General features: G+C 73.6%; 20 protein-coding genes. 11 read left to right on the plus strand and 9 right to left on the minus strand.

What is annotated here, in order from left to right; translation table 11 throughout:
* Positions 1-68 precede the first annotated feature (68 nt).
* Both ACH01S_RS16675 and ACH01S_RS16680 read left to right on the plus strand, forming a co-directional pair.
* Positions 69-1,100 carry an NADP-dependent oxidoreductase gene (locus ACH01S_RS16675; protein WP_067892129.1) on the plus strand — a complete coding sequence of 344 codons (1,032 nt, stop codon included), beginning with the start codon at positions 69-71 and terminating at the stop codon, positions 1,098-1,100.
* Positions 1,097-1,945: an NmrA family NAD(P)-binding protein gene (locus ACH01S_RS16680; RefSeq protein WP_148344297.1), complete on the plus strand. Its 849-nt coding sequence runs from the start codon at positions 1,097-1,099 to the stop codon at positions 1,943-1,945. The genes ACH01S_RS16675 and ACH01S_RS16680 overlap by 4 nt, the downstream gene beginning before the upstream one ends.
* A gap of 66 nt (positions 1,946-2,011) precedes the next feature.
* Here the strand turns inward: ACH01S_RS16680 and ACH01S_RS16685 are convergent, their stop codons facing one another.
* Positions 2,012-2,443 (minus strand): hypothetical protein, encoded by a 432-nt coding sequence (locus ACH01S_RS16685; protein ID WP_148344298.1) that lies wholly within the window; start codon positions 2,441-2,443, stop codon positions 2,012-2,014.
* Positions 2,444-2,565: 122 nt separating this feature from the next.
* Here ACH01S_RS16685 and ACH01S_RS16690 point away from each other — a divergent pair, with 122 nt between their 5' ends.
* The 5 genes from ACH01S_RS16690 to ACH01S_RS16710 all read left to right on the plus strand — a co-directional run bounded on the left by ACH01S_RS16690 (position 2,566) and on the right by ACH01S_RS16710 (position 7,638).
* Complete coding sequence (locus ACH01S_RS16690; protein ID WP_067892136.1) at positions 2,566-3,207, plus strand: DUF4360 domain-containing protein; 642 nt, start codon at positions 2,566-2,568, stop codon at positions 3,205-3,207.
* A 308-nt stretch (positions 3,208-3,515) separates the two neighbouring features.
* Positions 3,516-5,336: an asparagine synthase-related protein gene (locus tag ACH01S_RS16695; RefSeq protein WP_067892137.1), complete on the plus strand. Its 1,821-nt coding sequence runs from the start codon at positions 3,516-3,518 to the stop codon at positions 5,334-5,336.
* 90 nt (positions 5,337-5,426) lie between these two features.
* Positions 5,427-6,317 carry a sigma-70 family RNA polymerase sigma factor gene (locus ACH01S_RS16700; RefSeq protein ID WP_067892140.1) on the plus strand — a complete coding sequence of 297 codons (891 nt, stop codon included), beginning with the start codon at positions 5,427-5,429 and terminating at the stop codon, positions 6,315-6,317.
* A 78-nt stretch (positions 6,318-6,395) separates the two neighbouring features.
* Positions 6,396-6,785 (plus strand): VOC family protein, encoded by a 390-nt coding sequence (locus ACH01S_RS16705; protein WP_067892142.1) that lies wholly within the window; start codon positions 6,396-6,398, stop codon positions 6,783-6,785.
* A 199-nt stretch (positions 6,786-6,984) separates the two neighbouring features.
* On the plus strand, positions 6,985-7,638 hold the full coding sequence (locus ACH01S_RS16710; protein WP_067892143.1) for a DUF4360 domain-containing protein: 654 nt from the start codon (positions 6,985-6,987) through the stop codon (positions 7,636-7,638).
* 54 nt (positions 7,639-7,692) lie between these two features.
* On the opposite strand, the gene ACH01S_RS16715 is transcribed toward ACH01S_RS16710, so the two are convergent.
* The 7 genes from ACH01S_RS16715 to ACH01S_RS16745 all read right to left on the minus strand — a co-directional run bounded on the left by ACH01S_RS16715 (position 7,693) and on the right by ACH01S_RS16745 (position 15,052).
* On the minus strand, positions 7,693-8,952 hold the full coding sequence (locus ACH01S_RS16715; RefSeq protein WP_067892145.1) for an ABC transporter substrate-binding protein: 1,260 nt from the start codon (positions 8,950-8,952) through the stop codon (positions 7,693-7,695).
* On the minus strand, positions 8,870-10,009 hold the full coding sequence (locus tag ACH01S_RS16720; protein ID WP_067892147.1) for a branched-chain amino acid ABC transporter permease: 1,140 nt from the start codon (positions 10,007-10,009) through the stop codon (positions 8,870-8,872). The genes ACH01S_RS16715 and ACH01S_RS16720 overlap by 83 nt, the downstream gene beginning before the upstream one ends.
* Complete coding sequence (locus ACH01S_RS16725; protein ID WP_067892149.1) at positions 10,002-10,889, minus strand: branched-chain amino acid ABC transporter permease; 888 nt, start codon at positions 10,887-10,889, stop codon at positions 10,002-10,004. Before ACH01S_RS16725 ends, ACH01S_RS16720 begins: the two co-directional genes overlap by 8 nt.
* Positions 10,886-11,644: an ABC transporter ATP-binding protein gene (locus tag ACH01S_RS16730; RefSeq protein WP_067892151.1), complete on the minus strand. Its 759-nt coding sequence runs from the start codon at positions 11,642-11,644 to the stop codon at positions 10,886-10,888. The genes ACH01S_RS16725 and ACH01S_RS16730 overlap by 4 nt, the downstream gene beginning before the upstream one ends.
* Positions 11,641-12,423, minus strand: a complete 783-nt coding sequence (locus ACH01S_RS16735) for an ABC transporter ATP-binding protein (RefSeq protein WP_067892153.1) — start codon at positions 12,421-12,423, stop codon at positions 11,641-11,643. The genes ACH01S_RS16730 and ACH01S_RS16735 overlap by 4 nt, the downstream gene beginning before the upstream one ends.
* 130 nt (positions 12,424-12,553) lie before the next feature.
* Positions 12,554-13,426, minus strand: coding sequence for an IclR family transcriptional regulator (locus ACH01S_RS16740; RefSeq protein WP_083980769.1), 873 nt, complete (start codon positions 13,424-13,426; stop codon positions 12,554-12,556).
* A gap of 45 nt (positions 13,427-13,471) precedes the next feature.
* Complete coding sequence (locus ACH01S_RS16745) at positions 13,472-15,052, minus strand: class I adenylate-forming enzyme family protein (RefSeq protein WP_067892155.1); 1,581 nt, start codon at positions 15,050-15,052, stop codon at positions 13,472-13,474.
* Positions 15,053-15,220: 168 nt separating this feature from the next.
* Here ACH01S_RS16745 and ACH01S_RS16750 point away from each other — a divergent pair, with 168 nt between their 5' ends.
* Positions 15,221-16,432 carry an NAD(P)/FAD-dependent oxidoreductase gene (locus tag ACH01S_RS16750; RefSeq protein WP_246236601.1) on the plus strand — a complete coding sequence of 404 codons (1,212 nt, stop codon included), beginning with the start codon at positions 15,221-15,223 and terminating at the stop codon, positions 16,430-16,432.
* Between the two features lie 105 nt (positions 16,433-16,537).
* Positions 16,538-17,215, plus strand: coding sequence for a class I SAM-dependent methyltransferase (locus ACH01S_RS16755; RefSeq protein WP_218010292.1), 678 nt, complete (start codon positions 16,538-16,540; stop codon positions 17,213-17,215).
* A gap of 8 nt (positions 17,216-17,223) precedes the next feature.
* On the opposite strand, the gene ACH01S_RS16760 is transcribed toward ACH01S_RS16755, so the two are convergent.
* Complete coding sequence (locus ACH01S_RS16760; protein WP_067892160.1) at positions 17,224-18,552, minus strand: aminotransferase-like domain-containing protein; 1,329 nt, start codon at positions 18,550-18,552, stop codon at positions 17,224-17,226.
* Between the two features lie 105 nt (positions 18,553-18,657).
* Here ACH01S_RS16760 and ACH01S_RS16765 point away from each other — a divergent pair, with 105 nt between their 5' ends.
* Entirely contained in the window at positions 18,658-19,470 is an 813-nt protein-coding gene (locus ACH01S_RS16765) for an alpha/beta fold hydrolase (RefSeq protein ID WP_067892163.1), read from the plus strand.
* Positions 19,471-19,475: 5 nt separating this feature from the next.
* Positions 19,476-20,228 (plus strand): SDR family oxidoreductase, encoded by a 753-nt coding sequence (locus ACH01S_RS16770; RefSeq protein WP_067892325.1) that lies wholly within the window; start codon positions 19,476-19,478, stop codon positions 20,226-20,228.
* Positions 20,229-20,241: the final 13 nt, after the last annotated feature.

Below are 20,241 nucleotides of genomic sequence, written 5' to 3' on the forward strand. Positions count from 1 at the left end.
ATGCACTCAAGTATCTGTGCCACCCTGGTTGTTTGATTGCATCAAGTACTTGTGAGAGGGGCGATCCGATGACGGAGACCGGCGAGCGTCCGGCCCGGGAATGGCATCTCGTGCGGCGGCCGGAGGGGCGGCTGTCGGCCGACGACCTCGCGCTGGTCGAGGCGCCCGTCCCCGACCTGGAGCCGGGCCAGGTCCTGGTGCGCAACACGCACCTCTCGGTCGACCCGTACATGCGCGGCCGGATGGACGACCGCCCGTCCTACATCCCGCCGTTCCCGCTCGACGCGCCGCTCGACGGGGGAGCGGTCGGGGTCGTCGCCGAGTCCCGCGCGGACGGCGTCGAACCGGGCCAGGTGGTCACGCATTTCCGGGGGCTGCGCGAGGTCGCCGTGCTCGACGCGGACGCCGTCCGCCCCGTCGATCCGGACGGCCTTCCGCACGAGGCGTTCCTGAGCGCGCTCGGCGGGACCGGGCTGACCGCCTGGCTCGGCATCACGCGCGTCGCGGAGGTGCGGCCCGGCGACACGGTGTTCGTCACCGGCGCGGCCGGGGCGGTCGGCGGCATCGCCGGGCAGCTCGCCCGGCTACGCGGCGCCAAGCGGGTGATCGGCAGCGCGGGCTCGGCCGCCAAGGTGCGCCACCTGGTGGACGAGCTCGGGTTCGACGCCGCCTTCGACTACCACGACGGCCCGGTCGGCGACCACCTCGCCGACGCCGCGCCGGACGGGCTCGACGTCGTCTTCGACAACGTCGGCGGCGTCCAGTTGGAGGCCGCGATCGACCATCTGCGGATCGGCGCGCGGCTCGCCCTGTGCGGGGCGGCCGGGCAGTACGACGGCCGCGAGCCCTACGGCCCCCGGAACCTCTACAACCTGATCACCAAGCGGGCGACGGCGCGCGGCTTCCTCGTCTCCGACCACGCCGACCTGACGCCCGCCTTCCACGCCGAGGTCGCGCCGTGGCTGCGGTCGGGCGAGATCGTCGACCGGCGGACCGTCCTGGACGGGATCGAGCGCGTGCCCGAGGGCCTCCTCAGCCTCCTGCGCAGCGGCGCGCCGACGATAGGGAAGGTCGTCGTCCGGGTCACGGAGGAGACGTGACCGGGGCGACGCGAGGAGCACGGCGCACCGTGCTGGTGACCGGGGCGCGGGGTAAGACGGGGGTCGAGGTGACGGCCCGGTTGCGCCACGCGGGGGTGGACGTCCGGGCGGGGTCGTCGCGGCCCGCCGCCGGGATGGTCCGGTTCGACTGGGACGATCCCGCGTCCTGGCGCGAGGCCGCCGCGGGCGTGGACGCGGTCTTCCTGGTGCGTCCCGACGTTCCCGCCGCGCCCGAGCTCGCCGCCGGGCTGGTCGAGGCGAACCCGGACGCGCACATCGTCCTGCTGTCCGAGCAGGGCGCGGAGGCCATGGCGCCGGGGGCGTGGGCGCGCCGGGTCGAGGACGCGGTGGCCGCGCGGGCCGCGTCCTGGACGGCGCTGCGCCCGTCGTGGTTCCACCAGGTGCTGACCGACGCGCGGTTCTACCGCGACGCCGTTCGGGACGACGGCGTCCTGAGCCTGCCCTCGGGCGGCGGCGCGATCGCCTGGGTGGACGCCCGCGACATCGCCGCCGTCGCCGTCGCCGCGCTCCTCGCTCCCGCCGAGCACGACGGCCGCGCCCACACCATCACCGGACCGGAGGCGCTCACGGTCGCGTCGGTCGCGGCGGAGCTCTCCGCGCGCCTCGGCCACCGCGTCCGCGCCGAGGACCCGCCGCCGGAGACGGCCGTCGTGGACGTCGACCCCTGGACGGCGGACATCCTCAACGACCTGCACCAGCGCATCCGGGACGGCGGCTTCGCCGGCCTCTCCCCGGCGGTGGAGCAGATCACCGGCCACGCCCCCATTTCGATGGGCGATTTCATCGACGCCCATCTGGACCACTGGAAGGGAACGGCCGGGTAGCCGATCCGGCTCGGCCCGCGACCTCGGGAAATGCGACCGGGGCGCGGGCCGGGACCGTGGATTCGGTCAGTTGATGGTGAGCCCGCCGTGCACGTCCCTCACCTGGACGACCTTTTCGGCCTTTCCGGTGAAGACATTCGTGACGCCGTCGTCATTCGCCGTTGTTTCGACCCGCGCCTGGCTGAGCCGGTTCTCGACCTCGACCCGGAATTCGGGGTCCTCCCGCAGGGCGCGCCGCAGGGCGGCGTCGAGATCGGCGGCGAACCCGGCGTCGTCCGCCATCGTCCTGCGCAGCGCCTCGGCCAGCCCCGCGAGCCCTTCGCCGCCGCCGGACGCGATCGCGCCCTCCAGGACCTCCTCCTCGGCGGGACGTCCCCGGAAACGCTCGCGCACCTTCCGGCACAGCGCGGCGACGCCGTCCCTGACCGGTTCCCCGGTGACCTCGACCGCCTTGCCCGCCGCCGCCGTCGCGATCGCCAGCATAAACGGATCAGCCATCGCTCACTTCCAATGCGAGGGGGGACGGTGCCGCATTGACGGTACTCCGACAGAAGGCTACCCTCCGCTCAACCTTCTGTAACTACGTCCGTTTTTGGACTTTTCAGCGGAAAGTAATCGCCATGCGAACCAAAATGGCCGTTTTAGTCGCGACCGCCGCCGGGCTCCCCCTCGCCGCGACGCCGTCCGCGTCGGCCAGCGTCGATCCGCCCCCCGACCGGGACGCGATGATGATCAAGATCGCGAGTGTCAGCGGCTCCGGCTGCCCGTTCGGCACGGCCGCGGTGACCGTCGCGGACGACGACAAGTCGTTCGCGGTCACCTACGGCGACTACACGGCCCAGGCGGGCGGTGCGTCCGCCCCCGCGCGGTCCCGCAAGACCTGCCAGTTGGCGCTGAAGGTGTACGTGCCGAAGAACGTCACCTACGGGATCATTTCGACGGACCACCGCGGTTACGCCTTCCTTCAGGACGGCGCGAGGGCCACCCACAGTGCCGGTGCCTACTTCCACGGCCAGGCACGGGAGATGACCGCGCACGAGGTGAACGGCCCCTACGACAGCGTCTGGCAATTCACCGACCAGTCGGACCTGGGGGAGTTCCTCTGGAAACCCTGCGGCCAGGACCCGACCTTCGACATCAGCACGGAACTGCGCGTCGACAAGGGAGGCTCGGATCCGTCCAAGGCCAACCTGATCGCCATGGACGCCACCGACGGCACGATGAAAACGACCTATCACCTGGCCTGGAAAGCCTGCCCCTGATCCAGGCCGGGGTCAGGGTCTGCGGAGTACGCCGCCGAACCGGGACAGCGCGAGGTAACTGCGTGATTTGTCGTCCGAGCCCGGCAGGCTGACCTGGAGATCGGCATGATGCGCGGAGCCATTCCGTCAGGTGCGCTGACACGCGTCCCGACTCGGCCGGATGAGGGCACCGGCGCCCGCCGCTTTCGGTATGCCGCGTTCCGCGGGGCCGCGATATTCATGTTCCATCCACCCCCGGTTAACCCTTCGGGCGGCGCCCCGTCGGCAGAATATTCTGTCCCCTCAGAAGCATAATTGAATGGACTACCGTGCGTTCATATCTCGCCGTCACAGCGTCGTCGCCTGGAAGTCGGCTGCCCGAGGTGGTCCTTGAGGCGGCGGCGGCCGCGGCGGCCGACTCCATTCCGGTGCCGCCCGAACATCTCGAATTCGCGCGCTGGATCTCGGCCGACGGCAGCGTCGCCCTCCTGTCCTGGTCGAACGAGCCCCGGCACGAACTGCTCCCGCGCCCGCTGATCGAACGCGGCGGACGGGTGCTCGGCTACTGCGGCTATCTCGGCGAGCCCGCTGAGGACGAGCGGAAACTGCTCGACTGCGACCGGCTCGGCGACGCGGCCGAGTCGCTCGGCGGCTGCTTCTCGGTGTTCCGCGCGGACGAGCGCGAGGTCCAGGCGGCGACGTCGATCGCGCGGGTCTGCCCCGTCTACCACGCGGAGGCGGGCGGCGTCTTCGTCGCGGGCAGCCGGGCACTGCTCGTCCATCTCGTGGCGCGCGCGGCGGTGACGAACAGGGTCAGGCCGCCGGTCGACCTCGACACCATGGCGTTGCAGCCGATGGTCCGGCACGGGTTCTTCACCAACGACGAGACCCCGTTCGCGGGCGTGCGCGCGTTGCCCGCGGCCAGCACGATCACCGTCCGGCCCGGCGGGCGCCCCGACATCGTCACGGCGCCGCTGCCGGAGGTCCTGCCCGCCCCGACCGGCGCCCGCGCGGCCCGCGAGCGCGTCGGCCGGCTCGCCGAGGCGCTGATCAAGGCCGCCGCCCCGCTCGCCAGGCACGGCGAACCCGTCAACCTGGCCCTGTCGGGCGGCCGCGACAGCCGCGTCATGGCGTCGATCCTGCGTGCCGCGAAGGTCCCGATGACGGCCACCACCCACGGTTTCGCGGACGATCCCGACGTCATCCTGGCGACGGAGATCGCCCGGCGGCTCGGCATCGAGCACAAGGTCGCCCGGACGGCCACCGCGGAGAACCAGGCGTCCGTCGACGTCGCCCACCCGTTCCTGCGGGCCTACGACATCATCCGCACGTGCGAGGGAATGACGTCGGCGTACGAGCGCGTCAACAACTGGGCCCCGTACGACCTCACCCCGAAGACGTCCGGATCGGGCGGCGAGACCCTGCGGGGCGGTTTCCTCTACGACCAGAAGGACACGAGCCCGGCGGGGCTCCGGAAACGGGTCGAGTCCATTTTCAAGTCGGGCAGCGCCTTCCTCACTCCGGAGGCCAACGCGCGGGCGGCGGAACTGCACGGCGAATGGGCGGAACGCGCCGAGAACGACGGCGCCGGGGTGCTCGACCTGCTCTACCTGTTCTACCGGTCGGGCCGCTGGATCGTCGGCTCCCACACGGCCACCCTGATGAACGGGCCCTTTTACCACCCGTTCTTCGACAACCGCGTCGTCCGGGAGGCGCTGGCGCTGCCCGCCGCCTGGCGGGCGGACGAGGAGGTCGTGTTCCGGCTGATCGAGACGCTGGCCCCCGAGATCGCGCGGGTCCCGCCGGAGGGGAAGCGGTGGCGCTTCGAGGCCGACTCGCCGCGGCGGCTGCTCGAATGGCCCGCCTGGCGGCGCCGGGCGGCGGTGCTCCCGGTGGGCCGGACCTCCGGCTTCAACTGGCGGAAGTCCTATGACGAGAACTTCCTCGCCATTCTGCGCGACCAGGTCCTGAACGCACCGCCGGAACTGTTCGACATCGTCGACGAGCGCAAGGCCAAGGAGCATTTCGCCACCGTCCCGAAGGGCTGGGCCAACCAGATCTGGCACATCTACACGCTCGCGGTCCTGCTGTCGGGCGAATGGCGCGAGGCCCGTCCCGATCTCCCGGACGTCACCATTCCGATCCCGTGACCGGCTGACGTCCCCCGCCGCGCGGTCACATTCGCGCCGCTCTGTCGGTCAGTGCTGTGACACGGCCGGACGAACGGATGTGACGCGCGCATGGACGACGATCAGTGGCTGGCGGAGCGGTTCGAGGCGCAGCGCGCCCGGCTCAGGGCGGTGGCGTACCGGATGCTCGGCTCGACGGCCGAGGCCGACGACGCCGTCCAGGAGGCGTGGCTCCGGCTCAGCGGCGCCGACACCGGGAAGATCGAGAACCTCGGCGGCTGGCTGACGACGGTCGTCGCCCGCGTCTCGCTGAACATGCTGCACGCGCGCCGGATCCGGCGCGAGGAGCCGCTGGACGCAGGCCACCCGGCAGAGCCGGTCATCGACCGGATCGACCGGGACGACGGCGTCGCCGACCCTGAGCACGAAGCGCTGCTGGCCGACTCGCTGGGCCTGGCCCTGCTGGTCGTCCTCGACACCCTGAGTCCGGCCGAGCGGCTCGCGTTCGTCCTGCACGACATGTTCGCGGTGCCGTTCGACGAGATCGCCCCGATCGTCGACCGCTCCCCGGAGGCGGCGCGCAAGCTCGCCAGCCGCGCGCGGCGCCGGGTGCGGGTGGAGGAGACCGTCCCCGACTCCGGTCCCCGGGCCCAGCGCGAGGTCGTCGAGGCCTTCCTGGCGGCCGCGCGCGACGGGGACTTCGCGGAGCTGCTCCGCGTCCTCCACCCGGACGCGGTGCTCAGGGCCGACCTCGGCCCGGCGTCCGGGACGAGCGAGGTCCGCGGCGCGGCGGCGATCGCCCGCCAGGCGACGGCCTTCGCCCGGCTCGCGCCCGCCGTCGAGATGGTGCTGATCAGCGGCGCGGTCGGGACGCTCACCCGACAGGACGGCGCGGCCACCTCGGTCGCCGGGTTCACCGTCCGGGGCGGCCGGGTCGTCGCGATCGACATCCTCGCCGACCCCGAGCGCCTCCGCCGCCTGGACCTGAGCGCCCTCGACTGAACGCGCCCCCGGGCGGCGGTCACATTCGTCCGCCCCCGTTGGTCATACCGGTGACGGCACGAACGAAGAGGGGAAACGATGCTGGAAGCAATCGCCTACGCGAGCGTCTTCGTCAGCGACCAGGACAAGGCGCTCGACTTCTACACCAATGTGCTCGGATTCGAACGCCGACTCGAAAACCCCACGCCGGACGGCCCCCGTTTCCTGACGGTCGGCCTCCCCGGCCAGGATTTCCAGTTGGTCCTTTGGCCGGGAACGCCGGGACGGGCTCAGCCGATCAAGTCCCACATCCCGGGCGCCTACACTATCGACACCGACGATTTCGAGGGGACGCACCGGGAGTTGACGTCGCGCGGCGTCCGGTTCGAGACCGAGGTGATGGAGTACCCGTGGGGCAGCCTCGCGATTTTCCAGGATCTCGACGGCAACCGGCTGCAACTGCGCGGACTGCGGAAAGCCGCTGACTGACCCCGGTTGACCACAGTCCGGAACAGGCGCCCGAGCCCCGCGCTCGGGCGCCTGTTCTGTTTGACCCATGCAAATTTGTGAATGGCGAAGTTGAACACTTGTCGTTGACGCCGCTCGGAGCGAAAGTTAATCTCCTTTTCAGTTCCCGAGTCCGGGGCCCGCCGGATAAGGGCGACCATTTCAAGTGAAGAGGAATCGCATGCGTAAGAGAATTGCCGTTTCCGTCGTGGCGGGCGCGGCGGCGGCCGCGTCCGCGGCGGCGGTCGCTCCGGCCGCCGCCGGGCCGCGTCCGGTCCCCGGCCCGCCGAACGTGAGCGCCAAGGTCGTGGCCGTCTACGGCAGCGGGTGCACGACCGACAACGTCGCGGCGGGCGCCCAGATCGGCGGGGACACGTTCACCGTCTTCTACGGCGGTTACCTCGCGCAGGCGGGCGGGTCGTCGACGCCCGTGGACGCCCGCAAGACCTGCCAGGTCGCCGTGCGGGTGACCGCCCCGCCGGACGTCACCTACGCCGTCTCGTCGGTGGAGCACCGGGGTTACGCCTACCTGGAGCGCGGCGCGAACGCCGCCGTGGGGGTGGGCTACTACTTCCAGGGGCAGGCGGCGCCCGCGAAGACCTGGCTCGCCCTGACCGGCCCCCGTGACGACGACTGGTCGTTCACCGACCGGCCGCCGCCGGACCAGGTCGTCTTCCGGCCCTGCGGCGACGACCGGGTCCTCATGCTCACCACCGAACTGCGAGTCGACAAGGGGACCTCGGATCCGTCGAAGGTCAGCTACATCGCCATGGACTCCATCACCGACGGCGTCAAGACGACCTACCGCCTCGCCTGGAAGAACTGCCCGCGCTGAGCCCCGGCCCAGCCCCGCCCCCGCGAGCGGGCGAGGCCGGGCCGCGGGCCGTCGTCAGCCCACCTTGTACTCGGGGGTGATCCGGGCGCGGTAGAGGCCGGTCTCCGCGACGAGGCCGCCCTCGGCCGACGCGTCCACCCTGGAGATGAACGTCTCGGTCGACGCGGGCGCGCCCGGGACGGTGAAGTCCATCGGCGCCATCAGCCCGCCCGTGTCGAGGCCCTTCAGCTTCCGGTAGGACGCGCGCAGCCCTTCGCGGGTGAGGTCCTTGTCGGCGCACGCCTGCTTGAGGGCCTCGCCGATCACCTGCGCGGAGACGTAGCCGTAGTCGGCCAGCGCGTTGGCGGGCGCGTCCGGGTGCTTCGCCTTGTACGCGGCGGCCACCTCCTTCGGTCCGGGCGCGTCGGCGCCGTAGGGGGCGTAGGACGTCAGCACGGTCAGGTTCTTCTCCAGCGCGGCGCGGACGGGCGTGCCGAGCAGGGCCGGGTCGAATCCGGGCGCCTGCGTCAGGATGGGGACGTCCATCCCGATCGAGCGGGTCACGCCCGCGACGGAGGCGGTCTGCCGGGCGGACGCGCTGAGCAGGATCGCCTTCGCCCCCTCGGCCTTCAGCTTCGTGACCTGGGCGGTGAGGTCGGCGTCGGTCGCCTTGATCTGCGCGCCCCTGATCGTCAGGCCGAGCCGTCCCGCCGCCCACGAGCTGCCCCGGAAGGCGTTGGCGCCGTACTCGCCCTCGAAGTAGATGTGGCCGATCGTGTCGCCCTTCGCGAGCAGCCTCCGCTTCGCGACGAGGTGGTCCAGGCCGTTGATCATGTCGATGTCGTAGGTGCTGCCGAGCACCACCAGGTACTCGCTCGCCAGCAGCGAGGACGCGAACGAGGACGGCACGGTCAGCAGCCTCTTCGCCCTGATCTCCGGCTCCAGCGCCGCCGTCATCGGCGAGCCGAGCAGGTGCGTGATGCCGAGCACCCGCGGTTCCAGTTCGCTGAAGGCGACGGTGGCCTTCTGGACGTCGTAGCCGTGGTCCTTGACGACCAGTTCCAGCCTGCGCCCGCAGATCCCCCCGGCCGCGTTGACCTTGTCGATGTAGAGCTGGTTGCCCTGGACCTGCGTGCGGCCGAGCGGCCCGAAGACGGCGCCGGACAGGTCGCTGATCGCGCCCAGCCTGATCGTCTTCGCGGTGACGCCGGGGCCCGTCCGGACCCCGTCGCCGCCCGCGCCGTCCCCGCCCTCAGCGGCCTTGCCGCTGCAGCCCGCGACGAGCGCCGCCAGGCAGAGCGCGCCGAGCGCGGTCCATCGTGAACGTGATGGCATTGGGTGTTCCTTTCCGAGCCTGTCGGGCCCGCCGGGCCCGCTGAGCCGAGCCGATGATGAAGGCGACGATCGCCGCGCCGTAGAGCATGCGGACGGCGGTGGCGGCGTCGACGCCGTCCTCGCCGGGCCGCGCGAAGACCCCGAGGCCGTCGCCGTAGTGGGACAGGACGAGCGGCAGCCCGGTGATGAACGCCGCGCCGACCGCCGCGCCCCGGACCGAGCCGAGGCCGCCGATGACGGCCATCGCGAGGTACTCGATGGACAGCACCAGCCCGAAGTGGTCCGGGACGATGCGCCGCGCGGTGAGCGCGATCAGGATCCCGGCGAGCCCGGCGTACATGGCGGAGAGCACGAACGCGCCCGCCCGGTACCGGCGGAGCGGCACGCCCATGCTGGCGGCGGCGATCGGGTTCTGCCGCATGAGGCGCATGGCCCGCCCCGGCCTGCCGCGCACGATCCGTCCGGCGACGACGTAGGCGGCCACGGCGCACGCGAGCGCCACGTACCAGAGCCGCTCCCTGGCCCCGAACGGCACGCCCAGCAGGACGAGCTCCGGTTCGTCGCCGGTCAGCCGGAACCCGAGGACCGACAGTTCCGGGACGGACCGTCCGTTGAACCCGCCCGTGACCGGACGCGCGTTGAACAGCACGTGCTGCCCGAGGAACACCAGCCCGAGCGAGGCGACGCCGAGGTAGAGGCCGCTCAGCCGTCCGGCGACCGGGCTGAACGCGAGCCCGGCGCCGCCCGCGAGCGCGACGGCGAGCAGCGCGGCGACCGGCGTCGGCAGCCCGGCCCCGGACAGCGCCGTCCCGGCGGACCCGGCGCCCGGCTCGCCCGCGAGGAAGGCGTAGCCGTACGCCCCGACGGCCAGGAAGAACGCGTGCGCGAGGGAGAGCTGCCCGGCCGTCCCGACGAGGACGGTGAGCCCGATCGCGCCGACGACCGCCGCCATCATGAACGCGCCGACCTGCAGCCAGAACGCGTCGAGGTAGTAGGGCATGGCGGCGAGCACGCCGAGCGCCGCGACGGCCCCCGCGAGCCGGACGACCCTAGACACGGACGGCCTCCCTGCTCCCGAACAGCCCGGACGGCCGCCACAGCAGGACGAGGACCATCAGCAGGTAGGGCGTGACGTCGCCCGCGCCCTGGCCGAGGAAGCCCAGCTCGTCGGCGTATCCGGCGACGAGCGTCTCGGTGGCGCCGACCGCGAGGCCGCCCGCCACCGCGCCCTCCGGCGAGTCCAGCCCGCCGATGATCACGGCCGGGACGGCGCGCAGCGCCAGCAGCCCGGTGTGCGGCTCGACCCCGGTGTTCGGGAACGCCACGAGGAACAGCCCGGCGAGCGTCGCGAGCGCGCCGCCGATCAGCCAGGACGCCGCGCGCACGCGCCGCAGCCTGATCCCCATGAGCGTCGCGACCTCGGGGTCGGCCGCGGCCGAGCGCCAGGAGACTCCCCACGTGGTCCGCCTGAACACGGCGAACAGCAGCCCGATCACGAGCAGCGCCGACAGCAGCGCGGCGGTGCGCGAGTGCGGGACGACGAGCCCGCCGACCCGCCAGACGCCGTCCGCCCACGGGTCCCCGGTCGGCATGACCCGCGAGCCGATGCGGCGGGCCAGTTCGGTGGCGAGGAGCACGTCCGCGCCGATGGTGAGGATCGACAGCGTCATGTGGTCGCCGTGCGGGACGAGCCCCACCAGCCCGTACAGGACGAGCCCGCCGAGCGCACCGGCCGCGAGCCCGATCCCGAGCGCGGGCCAGAAGCCCGTGTGCGGGGAGAGCGCCGCGACGACGTAGGCGCCGAGCAGCAGCAGGGAGCCCTGGGCGAAGTTCACCACCCGCGTGCCCTTGAAGATCACCGCGAAGCCCACGGCGACGAGCGCGTAGATCGATCCGAGCGAGACGCCGATCGCGAGCAGTTCGGCCAGCCGGTTCATGAGTGCGCTCCCAGGTAGGCGCGGAGGACGTCCGGGTGCTCCCGGACGTGCGCGGGCGGCCCGTCGGCGATGACGCGGCCGAAGTCCAGCACCGTGATCCGGTCGGCCAGGCCCATGACGAGCGGCATGTCGTGCTCCACGAGCACCACCGCCAGCCCGAGCACCGCGCGGGTCTCCCGGATCAGGGCGACGGTCGCCGCCTTCTCGTGGTGGGTCATCCCGGCGACGGGCTCGTCCAGCAGCAGCACCCGCGGCTCCGCCGCGAGCGCGCGGGCGAACTCCACCCGCTTGCGGTCGCCGTAGGACAGTTCGGCGACGGGCGTGGACAGCACGCCGTCCAGCCCGGTGAACGCGGCGATCTCGGTGACCCGCGCGCGGTGCCGGTCCTCCTCGCGGCGGACGCGGCGCAGCCCGAGCCCCGTGGACACGAACCCGGCGCGGGTGAGGTGGTGCCGGGCGACCATCAGGTTGTCGAGGACGGTGTCCGCGCCGCCTAGCGCGATGTTCTGGAATGCGCGGGCGACGCCGAGCCGCGCGATCGCGTGCGGCGGGAGCCCGGTCAGCTCCCGGTCGCCGAGCCGGACGGAGCCGCCGACCGGGTAGACGCCGCAGATCGCGTTGAAGCACGAGCTCTTGCCCGCGCCGTTGGGCCCGATCACCGCGTGGACGCTGCCGGGCTCGACGTCGAAGGACACCGCGTCGAGGGCCCGGACGCCGCCGAAGCGCAGGGAGACGTCCCGGAGGCTGAGCTTCATGGGACCCACACGCTCAGCGAGCGTCCGCCGCCGGTCGCCGCGAGTTCGGGGCCGCGCGGGTCGCCGAGGTAGCGGGCCCGGACCTCGTCGGACGCCGCCAGCGTCGCGGCGGGCCCGTCGAGCGCCACCGTCCCGGACTCGACGACGTAGGCGTGGTCGGCGACCGACAGGGCCATGGCCGCGTTCTGCTCGACCAGCAGGACGGCCGTCCCCTGGTCGCGGATCTCGGCGACCACGCGTCCGATGTGGGCGACCATCTTCGGGGCGAGGCCGAGCGACGGCTCGTCCAGCAGGAGCATGTCCGGCTCGGACATGAGGCCGCGGCCGATGGCGAGCATCTGCTGCTCGCCGCCCGACATCAGCCCCGCGCGCTGGGCGCGCCGCTCGGCCAGCACCGGGAACAGCGTGTAGACGCGCTCGTACGCCTGGGCGCGGACCGACCGCGACCCCGCGCGCACCGCTCCGGCCCGCAGGTTCTCCTCCACGGTCATGCCCGCGAAGACCCGCCTGCCCTCGGGGACCTGGACGACGCCCGAGGCGACGATCGCGGCCGGGTCCCGGCCGGTGATCGTCTCGCCGCGGAAGGCGATCCGGCCCGCCTCGACCCGGCCGCCGTGGTGGTCGAGGACACCGGAGATCGCCCGCATCAGCGTCGTCTTTCCAGCGCCGTTGCTGCCCAGCACCGCCACCACGGCGGACGCCGGGCACGCGAGCGTGCAGTGTTCGAGGGCGGTCATGTGCGGGCCGTACCGCACGGTCAGGTCTGTGACTTCCAACATCTGGACGAGCCCTCCTCCCGGGAGCGCCTGGCTGTCATGAAGCACGACTGTGAACTGGGCGAACGGAAAGAGAAAGCGCGCGTGCCGCTATGTGGCACGCCCCGGAAAGGGGCGGAAGAGGGGGATGCGGCTAGGGCAGTCGCGGGGGGTTGGCGGCGGCGGCCGACAGCGCGCGGGCGGCCTGGTGCGCCACCCGCCGCAGCGCGGGCGCGATCCGCGCCGGGTCGAAGCGGTGGTCGGCGACGGCGACCGACAGCGCCGCGACCGGGCGCCGTCCCGGCCCGAGGACGGGCGTCGCCACGCAGCTCAGGCCGGGCACGGTCTCCTGGCGGTCGAAGGCGATCCCCCGCTCCCTGACGCGCCGCAGCTCCCGCCGCAGCGCGTCCGGGTCGCTGATCGTGTAGGGGGTGTGCGCGGGCAGCGCGCCGCCCGCGACGGCCTCGGCGGCGTCGTGGTCGAACGCCAGCAGCGCCTTCCCGACGCCCGTCGAGTACGCGGGACGGCGGCAGCCGATCTCCGACGGCACCCGCGCCGACCGGTGCCCGTGCAGCTTGTAGACGTACATGACCTCGGCGCGGTGCAGCACCGCCAGATGGACGGTCTCGTGCGTCATGTCGTACAGGTCGACCAGGTACGGCAGGAGCCGCTCGCGCAGCAGCCCCGGCGCCGGGCCGTAGACGCGGGTGCCGATGTCGAAGAGCCGCGCGCTGAGCCGGTAGCCGCCGTCCACCCGCTCGACGAGCCCGTTGCGCTCCAGGATGCCGAGCAGGCGGAACGTCGTGGACTTGGTCAGCCGGGTGCGCCGGGCGAGTTCGCTCACCCCGAGCTCGGTGTCGTGCTCGGCGATCGACTTCAGCAGGACGACGGCCTTGTCGACCGCCGTCCGCCGGTCCTCGCACGCCTCCCGCGCGGCCGTCACCAGGGACAGGAAGGGCTCCCCGCCCGCCGCTCCGGTTCCGCCGCCGTCCCAGGCGACGCGTTCACTCAGGGGTCCGCCCGCCATCGGCGATCACTTCCGTCAGGGGTCGGGACGGGCCGCGCGGCCCGGTCAGCTCGCGGCCGGACGCACGCCGGGCGCGGCGGCCGGATGGCGGCGCAGCGCGATCCGGTCGATCTTGTTCGCCGGGGTGCGGGGGATCACCGGCAGGGCGATGATCCGCAGCGGGCGCTTGTAGCCGGTGAGGTGCCGGGCGCAGTGCTCGGCCAGCTCGTCAGGGTCGAGCGGCGCGCCGCCCGGCGCGGCCGACACGAACGAGACGGGGCGCTCGCCCTTGCGGTCGTCCGGGACGCCGATGGTGGCGGCCTCGCCCACGGCCGGGTGCGCCAGCAGTACGTCGTCGATCTCGCGGGGGTAGACGTTGAAGCCGCCCACGATGATCATGTCCTTCTTGCGGTCGACGATGTGCAGGTAGCCGTCGCCGTCGAACCGCCCCATGTCGCCGGTGTGGAACCAGCCGTCGGTGAGCGCCTCGATCGGCTCGCCGTCCAGCCCGAGGTAGTGGTGCAGCATGTGCGGGGCCCGGACCCGGATCTCGCCGGTCTGCCCGGCCGGGAGCGGAGCGAGCCGGATCGGGTCCACGACCTGGACCTGGACGCCCGGCGTCGGCGTCCCGACCGAGCCGGGACGCGGCGGCCGCCCGGGCGGGTTGCACGCGATCGGCGCCAGCTCGGTCATCCCGTACGCCTCGTAGATCGGCTGCCCGGTCGCCGCCTGCCAGCGTTTCTGCAGGTCGGCGGGGATGGCCGAGCCGCCGCCCTGGCAGAGCCGCAGCGCCGACAGGTCGGCCTCCGGCAGCGCCGGGGCGGACAGGACACCGCCGTAGATGGCCGCGGGTCCGCCGCTGAACACGGTCACCCGGTGCCGCTCAAGCTCCTCGACGACGGTCGCCGGGACGAAGCGGGGCACCATGACCAGGCCGCCCCGCCCGTACACCGCGTGCAGGAAGCCGATCGCGAGGCCCCAGATGTGGAACATGGGCGCCACGTTGAGCCAGGTCTCCCCGTCCAGCCGCGTCGGCCAGCACGTCTCGGCGCCCTCGACGGTCCGCAGCAGCGCCGCGTGGGTGTACTCGACGCCTTTGGGCAGCCCGGTGGTGCCGCCGGTGAACAGCAGCGCCGCCATGTCGCCGGGGGCGGGGGAGGGGAGCGGCGCGGCGGCGGGGGCGTCCGGCCGCAGGTCGGCGTCGGTGACGGGGAGGACCGTCAGCCCGAGGTCGGCGGCGGCCGCCCGCGGTCCGGGCGCCGCGGCCTCGGCGTCGGTGAGCACGACCACCGGAGCGGATCCCCGCAGGAGGGGGCTCAGCTCGGCGGGGGTGTAGCCGGGGTTCAGGCAGGCGACGCGTCCGCCCGCGACCCACACCGCGAAGATCGCCACGGCCATCCGCGGCGAGTTGGGCATGGCGATCGCGACCGTCCGGCCGCGCGCGCCCGCCGCCGCGAGCCGTGCCGCGGGGGCGTCCACGGCGCGGCCGTACTGGGCGTAGGTCAGCGTCCGGGCGTCGCACGTGATCGCCGTCCGGTCGGGGGCGTGCGCGACCGCGTCGCGCAGCGCCGCCACGAGCGTGGCGATCCGGCGGCCGTCCGCCGTGGGCCGGGCGTCACCTGGGACGGTCTCGTCCAGAGCAGGCATGGGGTTCTCCTCTCACCCGCGGTGGATTTTTTCTATCGTTCAATCGATCGAACGTCAATACCTGCATATGCGCAGGTTAGCCGCGCGGGCCGGACGGCTTGGCGGGACGGGCGGGCGGCTGGTACCGTCCGATTATTCAATTGATCGATCGACCGAATGGAGTGGCCGGTGAGCGACGGTCTCCGGGGCGTGCGCGGGCCCCGCCGGGTCGTGGTCGTCGGCGGCGGGCTCGCCGGGCACACCGCCGCCGCGACGCTGCGCGCCGAAGGCTACGACGGCGGCCTCACCGTGCTCGGCGCGGAGCCGGACCCGCCCTACGACCGGCCGCCGCTGTCGAAGGAACTCCTGGACGGGACCACCGACGACACCACCCTCGACACCGACCTGCTCGACACCGACCTGGACGTCGACCTCCGGCTGCGGTGCCGCGCCGTCCGGCTGCGTCCGGACGCGGTCGAGAGCACCGGGGGCGTCCACCCCTACGACGCCGTCGTCCTCGCGACCGGGTCGTCGCCGCTCCGCCTCGGCGGGACGTCCCGCGCCGTCCACGCGCTGCGCACGGTCGCGGACGCGCGGCGGCTGCGCGCGGCGCTGCGCGACGGGGCCTCGGTCGCGGTCGTCGGCGCTGGATGGATCGGCAACGAGGTGGCCACCCGCGCCGCCGCCCTCGACCGGAAGGTCACCGTCATCGACGCCGCGCCGACCCCGCTCGCCAGGGCGCTGCCCGCGGCGGTCGGGGAGCGTCTCGTCCCCTGGTATGCCGAGCGGGGCATCGACCTGCGCCTGAGCACGCCCGTCACCGGCGTGGACGACCGCGGCGTCGCCCTCGCGGACGGCGGCCGGGTGGACGCCGACATCGTCGTGGCGGGCATCGGCGCCCGGCCGGACACGGACTGGCTGCGGGGGAGCGGCGTCCCCCTCGCCCCGGACGGCGCCGTCGACGCGGACGCGACCCTGCGCACCGGGCCGGGCCCCGTCTACGTGGCGGGCGACATCGTCCGCTGGCCGTCCCGCCTCTTCGGCGGACGCCTCCGGGTCGAGCACTGGGACCACGCGGCGGCGTCGGCCCGGACCGCCGCCCGCAACGTGCTCGGCCGTGCCGAGCCCTACGACCCGGTGCCCTACTTCTGGTCCGACCAGCTCGGGCACCGCCTCCAGTACGTCGGCCACCACGACGGCGCGGACCGGCTCGTCCTGCGCGGGCGCCCGCCCGGCTCGTGGACGGCGCTGTGGTTCCGCGGAGGGCGCCTGCGCGCGGCCCTCGCCGTGGACGACCCCCGCGACGTCCGGGACGCCCGCCGCCTCATCGCCGCCCGCCGCCCGCTCTCGGCCGAGCGCGCCGCCGACCCCGCCGTCCGCCTGACGGACGCCGCCGGGTAAATCCTTGGACAACCCCCGCCGCGCCCGGCACAGTGGCCGACCGTGACGAGCAGTGAACTCTGGTCCCGCGACACCGCCGAGCGCTACGACGCCGAGGAGGGCGAGATGTCCTCGGCCGCCGTCCTCGGCCCGACCCTCTCCTTCCTCGCCGACCTCGCCGGTGCCGGCCGGGCGCTGGAGTTCGCCATCGGGACCGGACGCGTGGGCGTCCCGCTCCGCGAACGCGGCGTGCCCGTGGCGGGCATCGAACTGTCCGAGCACATGGCGGCCGTGCTGCGCCGGAAGGCCGACGAGGAGACGCTCCCCGTCACCATCGGGGACATGGCCACGACCGTCGTCCCCGGCGAGTTCGCGCTCGTCTACCTCGTCTACAACACGATCTCGAACCTGCTCACGCAGGACGAGCAGGTCGAGTGCTTCCGCAACGCGGCGCGCCACCTGTCGCCAGGCGGCCGGTTCGTCATCGAGACGGGGGTGCCGCCCCTGCGCCTCCTGCCCCGGGGCCAGGTCGCCGTCCCGTTCGACGTGTCCGACCGGCATGTCGGCCTCGACACCTTCGACCTGGTCGAGCAGATGCTCGTGTCGCACCACTTCGTCCGCGACGGGGAGGACGGCCGCTACCGGCGCGAGCACTCCCGGCACCGGTTCGCCTGGCCCGCCGAACTCGACCTGATGGCGCGGATCGCGGGCCTCGACCTCGAACGGCGCGTCGCCGACTGGGACGGAGCGCCCTTCACCGAGGACTCCACCAAGCACATCTCCGTCTGGCGCAAGCCGTCCTGAGAGGACCGTCAGTCCGTGGTGGTGTCCTCGGGCGCCATGCGGGCCAGGGCGGCGAGCGTCCCGAGCGCGGACGACAGGGTCTCCATCGGCGGAGAGGCGAGCGCGAGACGGACGGCGTGGGGCGCGTGGGCCGCGCCGACCGTGAAGGCGGCGGCGGGGGTGACGGCGATGCCCCGGCGGGCGGCGGCCGCGACGAACGTCTCGGCGCGCCACGGTTCGGGCAGCCGCCACCAGCAGTGGTAGGCGCGCGGGTCCCCCTCGACCGCGAACCCGGCGAGGCGCTCGCGCGTCAGCGCCTGGCGCGCCGCCGCGTCCCGGCGCTTGGCGCGCTGGACGGTCTCGGCCGTCCCGTCGGTCAGCAGCCGCGTCGCGGCGTCGAGCGCGAACCGGGGGGCGGACCAGCCGCCGGACCGCAGCGCGGCGGCGACCCGGCCGGTCAGGCGCGCGGGCGCGACCGCGAACCCCGCGGTCAGGCCCGGCGCTAGCCGTTTGGACAGGCCGTCGGCCACGACGACGTGGTCGGGCGCCAGGGCGGCGAGCGGCGGCAGGTCCGCGCGGAGGAAGGCGTAGATGGCGTCCTCGATCGCGACGAGGTCGAGGTCGCCGAGCAGGGCGGCCAGCTCGGCCCGCCGCTCCGCGGGCATCGTGCCGCCCAGGGGGTTGTGCAGCGTCGGCTGCAGGTACACGGCGCGCAGCGGCCCGCTGGAGCGGATCGCCTCGGGCGTCACCCCGTGCTCGTCCATCGCCAGCGGGACGAGCGCGACGCCCAGCCGAGCGGCGATGCCCTTCACGACCGGATAGGTCAGCGCCTCCACGCCGAGGCGTTCGCCCGGCGGCACGAGCGCGGCGACCGACGCGGCGATCGCCTGCCGCCCGTTGCCCGCGAACAGCACGCGCGCCGGATCGGGGGTCCAGCCGGCGCGGGACAGCAGCCGCGCGGCGGCCTCCCGGGCCGGCGCGGTGCCCGCCGCGCCGGCCGGGCCGAGCGCCGACCCGAGGACGTCCGGCCGCAGCATCCCGCCGAGGCTCGCCGCGACCAGCGCGGGCTGCTCCGGCAGGACGGAGAAGTTCAGCTCGAGGTCGACCAGGGCGTCGGCGGGCTCGGCAAGTGCGGGCTCGGCGGGCGGCCGCCCGGCGCGGACGAACGTGCCCCGGCCCACCTCGCCGACCGCCAGCCCCCGCCGGATCAGCTCGCCGTAGACCCGCGCGGCCGTCGAACCGGCGATGCCGTGCTGGCGGGCGAACCGCCGCTGCGGCGGCAGCCGGTCCCCGGCGCGGAGCCGCCCGTCGGCGATCCGCGCCGCCAGCTCGTCGGCGATCTTCCGGTAGTCGTCCATTGCGCTCCATGACATTGCACCGAGAACAATTCTGCTATTGCACCGAGATATTGCCTTCAATAGCATCGAGCCGTCAAGCGGGAAGAGGACGAGGAGCGCGAATTCATGAGCACGCTTTCCGCCGATGGGGTGACCATCGCGTACGACGACGAAGGACGTGCCGCCGCGCCCGTGCTGGTGCTGGTGCACGGCCATCCGTTCGACCGGTCGATGTGGTGGCCGCAGGTGGAGCGCTTCGCCGCGGAGGGGTGGCGGGTGATCGTCCCGGACCTGCGCGGCTACGGCGAGAGCACGGTGGTCCCCGGGAAGACCCCGCTGGAGACCTTCGCCCGCGACGTCACCGGATTGCTCGACCGGCTCGGCGTGGAGCGCTTCGTGCTCGGCGGCCTTTCCATGGGCGGGCAGATCGTCATGGAGATCCACCGGCAGGTCCCGGAGCGGATCCGCGGCCTGCTGCTCGCCGACACCTCGCCCTGGGCGGAGACGGCGGACGGACGGCGGTCGCGGAACGCCCTCGCCGACCGGCTCCTCGCCGAGGGCATCCGGCCCTACGCCGAGGAGGTCCTGCCGAAGATGGTGGCCCCGGCGACCATCGCAGAGCTGCCCGCGGTCGCGGCGCACGTGCTCGGCATGATGCTCGACACGTCGCCGGAGGGCGCCGCCGCCGCGTTGCGCGGCCGCGCCGAGCGTCCCGACTACGCCGAGTCGTTGGCGGCCGCCGCCGTGCCGGTCCTCATCGTCGTCGGCGGCGAGGACGAGTACACGCCGGTCGAGGACGCGCGGCGGATGCACGAGCTGATCCCGGGGTCCGCGCTCGCCGTGATCGACGGGGCCGGGCACATGCCCAACCTGGAGCGCCCGGCCGAGTTCGACGCCGCCCTGCGCGCGTTCCTGGACGCCGTCTCCGAGGAGGGGTGAACGCGATGACGACGACCGTGTTCGTGACCGGGGCGAGCTCCGGCTTCGGCGCCGCGATCGCCCGCCGGTTCGCCGGCGGCGGCGCGCGCGTCGTGGCCGCGGCCCGGAGAGGGGACCGGCTCGCGCGGCTGGCGGCGGGCTCGGGCGGCGCGGTGCACCCCCTCGTCCTCGACGTCCGCGACGGCGCGGCCGTCGCCGACGCGGTGTCCGCGCTGCCGCCGGAGTTCGCCGACATCGACGTCCTCGTGAACAACGCCGGGCTGGCCAAGGGCCTGGAACCGGCCCACCGGGCCGATCCGGCCGACTGGGACGACATGCTCGACACCAACTGCAGGGGCCTCGTCCATTGCACGCGCGCGGTCCTGCCGATCCTGGTGGCGAAGGGCAGCGGCCATGTGATCAACCTCGGGTCGGTGGCGGGCACGTACCCGTATCCCGGCGGGAACGTCTACGGCGCCACCAAGGCGTTCGTGCGGCAGTTCAGCCTCAACCTGCGCAGTGACCTGCACGGCACCGGCGTTCGCGTCACTTGCGTCGAGCCCGGCATGTGCGGGTCGACGGAGTTCTCCACGGTCCGGTTCGACGGAGACGAGGAAAGGGCGGCCGACGTCTATGCGGGCATGCGTCCGATCGAGCCCGAGGACATCGCCGAGTCGGTGCACTGGGCGGCGTCCCAGCCCGCCCACGTCAACGTCAACACGATCGAGCTGATGCCCGTCGCCCAGAGTTTCGGCCCCTTCGCCGTCCACCGCACCTGACGTCCGCCGGACG

Source organism: Actinomadura chibensis NBRC 106107, from assembly GCF_001552135.1.
Classification (GTDB): Bacteria; Actinomycetota; Actinomycetes; order Streptosporangiales; family Streptosporangiaceae; genus Spirillospora; species Spirillospora chibensis.